This window comes from Dyadobacter linearis (assembly GCF_907165045.1).
In the GTDB taxonomy this organism is placed as follows: Bacteria; Bacteroidota; Bacteroidia; order Cytophagales; family Spirosomataceae; genus Dyadobacter; species Dyadobacter linearis.
This window is the reverse complement of the sequence record NZ_CAJRAU010000027.1, coordinates 1-564: the sequence shown is the minus strand read 5'-3', so window position 1 is coordinate 564 and position 564 is coordinate 1. Positions and strand designations below refer to the sequence as shown.

The 564-nt window shown below is 47.9% G+C and carries 1 pseudogene; it reads left to right on the top strand.

The window, feature by feature from the left end:
- A pseudogene (locus KOD92_RS27360) lies at nucleotides 1–564 on the top strand (hypothetical protein); the annotation flags it as partial.

The window sequence follows — 564 nt, the reverse complement described above, 5'->3', positions numbered from 1 at the left end:
GGGTATCGATTCGCAACATCGAGAAGGAAGTAAAAATATCAAGGAAGACCATTGGGCTTTACCAGCAGAAATTCCTGCAAACAGGCTTAGGGTTCCAAGAGCTCCTGTTAGTCAAGGACCAGCAGCTGGAATACTTAATCAATCAGGAAAAGGCAGATGTACCGGAAGATACTGACCCCAGGAAAGTCCATTTCTACGGTCAGGTCGACTATTTTGCCCATGAATTAAAACATACCGGCGTTACCCGGCTACTTCTCTGGGAAGAATATATCAAGGAAAATCCGGACGGCCTTCGGTATTCTCGGTTTTGCAAGCTTTTGCAGGATCACCTCAAAATTGCCCAGGCCTCCATGCATTTTGAGCACCATCCGGGAAAGGTAATGCAGGTCGATTTTGCTGGTGAGCAGCTATACTATGTGGATACTTCAAGCGGTGAACTCATCGCATGCCCTGTCTTCGTAGCGGTGCTGCCTTTTAGCGGATACGGATATGTGGAAGCTTTGCCGAACATGAAACTGGCCCAGGTCGTAAAGGCCTTAAACAACGCGCTGGCCTATTTTGGAG